Annotated in this window: 3 protein-coding genes, 1 tRNA gene and 1 pseudogene; 1 reads left to right on the top strand and 4 read right to left on the bottom strand. The window is 64.6% G+C overall.

Annotated elements, in window-relative coordinates; genetic code table 11:
• Positions 1–60 precede the first annotated feature (60 nt).
• From AC5RWX_RS30635 to AC5RWX_RS30625, 3 genes and pseudogenes are all read right to left on the bottom strand, one after another.
• Positions 61–1,005, bottom strand: a pseudogene (locus tag AC5RWX_RS30635) (ATP-binding cassette domain-containing protein); the annotation flags it as partial.
• Positions 1,006–1,057: 52 nt separating this feature from the next.
• Positions 1,058–1,642 carry a DUF6993 domain-containing protein gene (locus AC5RWX_RS30630; protein WP_494099971.1) on the bottom strand — a complete coding sequence of 195 codons (585 nt, stop codon included), beginning with the start codon at positions 1,640–1,642 and terminating at the stop codon, positions 1,058–1,060.
• Positions 1,643–1,761: 119 nt separating this feature from the next.
• Positions 1,762–2,325, bottom strand: a complete 564-nt coding sequence (locus tag AC5RWX_RS30625; RefSeq protein WP_494099970.1) for a single-stranded DNA-binding protein — start codon at positions 2,323–2,325, stop codon at positions 1,762–1,764.
• A 216-nt stretch (positions 2,326–2,541) separates the two neighbouring features.
• Between AC5RWX_RS30625 and AC5RWX_RS30620 the strand changes: the two genes are divergently transcribed.
• Positions 2,542–2,614 (top strand) — tRNA-Arg (locus AC5RWX_RS30620).
• Positions 2,615–3,292: 678 nt separating this feature from the next.
• On the opposite strand, the gene AC5RWX_RS30615 is transcribed toward AC5RWX_RS30620, so the two are convergent.
• A complete protein-coding gene (locus tag AC5RWX_RS30615) occupies positions 3,293–4,519 on the bottom strand; it encodes an ROK family protein (RefSeq protein WP_494099969.1) in 1,227 nt (408 codons plus the stop codon).
• Positions 4,520–4,569: the final 50 nt, after the last annotated feature.

Below are 4,569 nucleotides of genomic sequence, written 5' to 3'. Positions count from 1 at the left end.
GTCCTCGAAGCCCTTCTGCAGGTTTTTGGCCTCCAGCACCAGGCCACCCAGGCGGGGTCAAGGAGTGATCTGGATTACTTAGAAGTCAATCTTGCGCGTCCGGTCTGCCTCTGCCGCCATTTCCTCGTAGCGGGCGAGGCGGGCCTTGGACTTGGTCTGGCGCCCCTTGGCGTTGGACCGGACCCATTCCAGTTCCTCGCTGAGGCGCTTGGCCTGCTTGGCATCCTTCTTACCCTGGATCTCCAGGCGTGCCCGCTTCTTCTCCAGGTACGTGGAGTAGTTGCCCTCGTAGGGGTACAGGTGTCCCCGGTCCACTTCGGCGATCCATTCGGCCACGTGGTCAAGGAAGTAACGGTCGTGGGTGACGGCGAGGACTGCGCCTGCGTACGTGGACAGGTGCTGTTCGAGCCACAGCACGCTCTCCGCGTCCAGGTGGTTGGTGGGCTCGTCCAGGAGCAGCAGGTCCGGCTTCTGCAGGAGCAGCTTGCACAGGGCCACGCGGCGGCGCTCACCACCGGAGAGGTTGGTGACGTCGGCGTCCGCCGGCGGGCAGCGGAGCGCGTCCATGGCCTGCTCCAGCTGGGAGTCCAGGTCCCAGGCGTCCGCGGCGTCGATGGCTTCCTGCAGGTGCCCCATCTCTTCGAGGAGGGTGTCATAGTCAGCATCGGGGCTGGCCATTTCCTCGGAGATTTCGTTGAAGCGCTGGATCTTGCCGTAGATCTCCCCGACGCCTTCCTGGACGTTGCCCAGGACGGTTTTTTCTTCATTCAGGGGTGGCTCCTGGAGGAGGATGCCCACGCTGTAGCCGGGGCTGAGCCGGGCCTCACCATTGGAGGGGGTGTCCAGCCCGGCCATGATCTTGAGGATGGTGGACTTACCGGCACCGTTCGGGCCCACAACACCGATCTTGGCGCCGGGAAAGAAGGACATGCTTACGTCATCAAGAATGAGTTTTTCGCCAACGGCTTTGCGGGCCTTGGTCATTGTGTAGATAAATTCCGCCATGGTTCCAAATCTAGTGGGTTGGCGGGCATATCTCACATTCGGTGAACCAGGATCAGGAGCCTACGAAGCACTTGCCGCTGGCGAGTACCGGCAGGACCGTCACTGTGACGGCACCGTCGCGGACCTGGCCGATGACACAGTCGCTGCCTTGGAGCACGGAGGCATCGATGGCGTCGACTTCCAGGCCGGTGGGGGTCCGGCTCTGGGAAACCTGCAATGCTGCCGGGTCCAGTCCCGCTCCTGTCAGGGCTTCGGTCACCTGCGCGGTAGCGGGCTTGGGAGATCCCGCCGCCAGCCTGCCCAGGGTGTCCGTGACGGTCTTCCTGACCGTTTCGGTGGCGGCCGCCGGGCTGTCAGTCGGTTGCCCTCCGGATGTATCCGCCAGCGGCCCGGCCGAGGTTTCGGAGGAGCCGGGTCCATTGGACGAGGCGGCAGTGGGTGACGCCGCAGTTGCCGGTTTCGCCGCACCACGCTGGGCTTCCGGCAGCCCACCCACGCACCCTGACAACGCAGCTGCCAGCGCGGCGCCAGTCATGGCAACCAGCAGGCGGTGTGCGCGTACCTGCCGCGAAGCTGAAGGAGCGGCCGACGATGCGCCGGCCGTACTGTTCTGCCGGTGGTCAGGGCTGGTCCGCATGGTGTCATTCTGCCATGTGGTCCGGAGGCCGTTTCACAGCCTGGGCGGGCAGGGCGCGGCCGGGGGTGCCGCGGTCCTGCCCGCCAAGGGATCCAAGGGGGCGTTGATACAAGGAATTCCTAAACTCCGGATTCGGCGAGTTCCCCCGTTTCCAGGTCCAGGGCGAGAAGGTCGCCGTTGCTGTCTTCGACGAAAGCTGCAGCAGGATCGCCGCCGCCGTGCAGGTCTTCTTCACTGTCCTCCGGCTCGTCGAACGGTGCGTCCCCGCCGGAGCGAGGTTCGCCGTCCATGGAAGACTCCTGCTCCACGAGCGACAGAAGTGGTTTGGTGGAGGACCGGATGAAGTTGGCTGTACCCCACGTGAGGTCATGACCTACGGAGTCAGCATCTATAACGTGTGAGTAGTAGACCCGGCCGTCCTTTTCCCAACTGCGGATCTTCAACTTGCCAACCACGATTACCGGCTGCCCTTTCCTTATGCTGCAGCCCATGCTGGCCGCAAGCTGGCGGTAGCCCTGGACCGTGAACCAGTTCGTGTGGCCATCGCCCCAGGTGCCCGACTTCTTGTCGAAGCGGCGGGAATTGGACCCGATGCGGAAAGAAGCCGTGGCCACTCCCCCTGGCGTGGTGGAGCTTTTGATCTCGGTGGCAACGAAGCCCCGGATCAATATGGTGTCGCTCATCTTTACGTCCTTGTCTTCATGTGGTGATGCCTTAGCAGGCAGGACCAGCATCCCGCCCGTGCGGGTCCACCGGGGAGTCTTCGGCTTGCATATGTGCACAACCAGCCCCTCCGCGCCCCCTGTGGAGGAACAGTGGCCGTTGCGCACCCGTGACAGCACCGGCACTTCCGGCAATGTAAACTTTTTGAGGCGCCGGAATTCGGCTCCGAAACCAATGCCTCAGTAGCTCAGGGGATAGAGCAGCGGCCTTCTAATCCGCCGGTCGGGGGTTCGATTCCCTCCTGGGGCACTTGCGGAAGTGGCTCGGGCCTGCGGCAACGCGGGCCTGGGCCACTTCTGGCTTTATATGCCTCCGGTGCTGTGTGCCAGGCTCAGGCCTGATCGAAGGACTCCGCTTCAGTCCCGCGCAGGCCTCTCGGGGAGACGCCCAGCCATCCGTGGGTTATAACGGCTACGGCCGCCATCAGCACACCGAAGGTCATCGCAGAGATCCGGTAGCACCTGGGGGGCGTCGGGGCGTCGGGGCGTCGGCGGAGCCGCCGAAAAATTGAAGGATCAGTCCACCCGTGCCGTTCTGTGCCCCATGCAGGAGCATCACGATGAGGACGCTGCCGCTGGTGGAGTTTTAGGCCCAAGCCAGGACGAAACCGTTAACCACCGTGGCCAGCCCATGGGCGGCGGGCTCGGCGGATTGACCAGCCGGACGGCGAAAACGGTCAGCAGCCGGCTCCACGTCAGCTGTGCCAGGCCAGGGGCGGAGGCCCTTAGCATAGCGATGAGCCCCGCGGCCAGGACAAGCACGGCGGTGAGGAGAAGCGCCACGGCGTAGCACACCCACCCGACCCGCCAGTGAATGAGTCGCCGTCCCCAGGTGCAAGCCGGCGCGGACCTCGGCCAACACGATGACGATCATTGCGGCGGCAAACGGACCCACCGGCAGCCATGCGCGCAGTGTCGCGGCGGGACGCTAGGAATGCAGCCGGTGCGGCGCCTCCAGGAGGGAACGGACCACGCTGCCCGCGGCACCCAACAGGGCTCCTCCCTCCCCCACAGCGGCAGTGGTGATGTTTTCCGGAAGAACATTTCCGGGTGCGTACCTGCTGAGGCTTTCGATCAGCGGCGGGCGCAGCCAGTGCTCCAGGACGGCGAAGTGCCCGCCGAGCACAACGGCCCTGATGTTGGTAACCCGTGACGTGGAGGCAATCGCGACACCCAGAGACCGCCCGGCCCGCTGCACGGCCAGCACTGCGTCCGGCTCTTCCGCAGCAAGCGCCTTCACCAGGGCGGACATACTTTCCGACCTCACCTGGCGCTTTCCTTCAATTCCCGCGGCGGCAAAAATAGCGTCCTGCCCGGCCACCGTCTCCAGACAACCCGTTCCACCACACGAACATGGACTGCCCTCAGGGTCGACCACAATATGGCCCACCTCCCCCGCATGCCCTTCCGGGCCCGTGAAAAGCTCCGACCGGATGACCAGCCCGCCGCCAACACCCACTTCGCCGGAGATGAAGAGGAAGTCCTGCTTGCGGTGGGGACCGTGGGCCAGTTCAGCGAGGGCAGCAGCATTGGCCTCATTGAACAGCGTGATACCCAACGGCAGGCCGGGAAGCAGCCGGGCAACGTCCAGCTTTACGTCCACCCACCCCAGGTTGGGGGCAGTGATGACAGTTGCACTGCCGGCATCCACGAGTCCAGGGACAGCCAGTCCTCCGCCCAAAACGTCCATCCCCATGGCCGCGGCCGCCGCCCGCACCTTGGCAGCCAACGAAGCGAGGGCCGCCATTACAGGCGCGCTTGCAGTATCGCGGTTATCCCGTTCACGAATTTCCTGCACCACCACGGCCCCGGAAAGACTGGTGGCGCCGGCAGCGATGTAGTCCACGTTGATTTCCATACCCATAACACCGCGTGCAGGGTTTAATTCCAGTCCAACCCCGGGCCGGCCGCGCTCGCCCTGGGGGTTGATGCCAATTTCGTGCAGAATGCCCGCTTCGAGAAGGTCGAGGACAATGCTGGACACGGACGCCTTGGTCAGTCCCGTAGCTGCTGCAATCTGCGCCCGGGTCAGGTGGAACCCGGCCGGAGACTGTGCCACTGCACCCAGGACGAGGGCAAGATTGCTTCGGCGCACGTCGCCCATATTTCCCGGGGTTGCGGCGTCCGACGCTGTCGCCGTTGCCGTGTTCGCCATGGCCGGCCTCCTCGTACTCGATGCGGGACCGGGGTTGCGTTCCCTTTGTT

This window comes from Arthrobacter sp. SPT-J7 (assembly GCF_059089965.1).
This window is presented reverse-complemented; position numbering and strand designations above follow the sequence as displayed.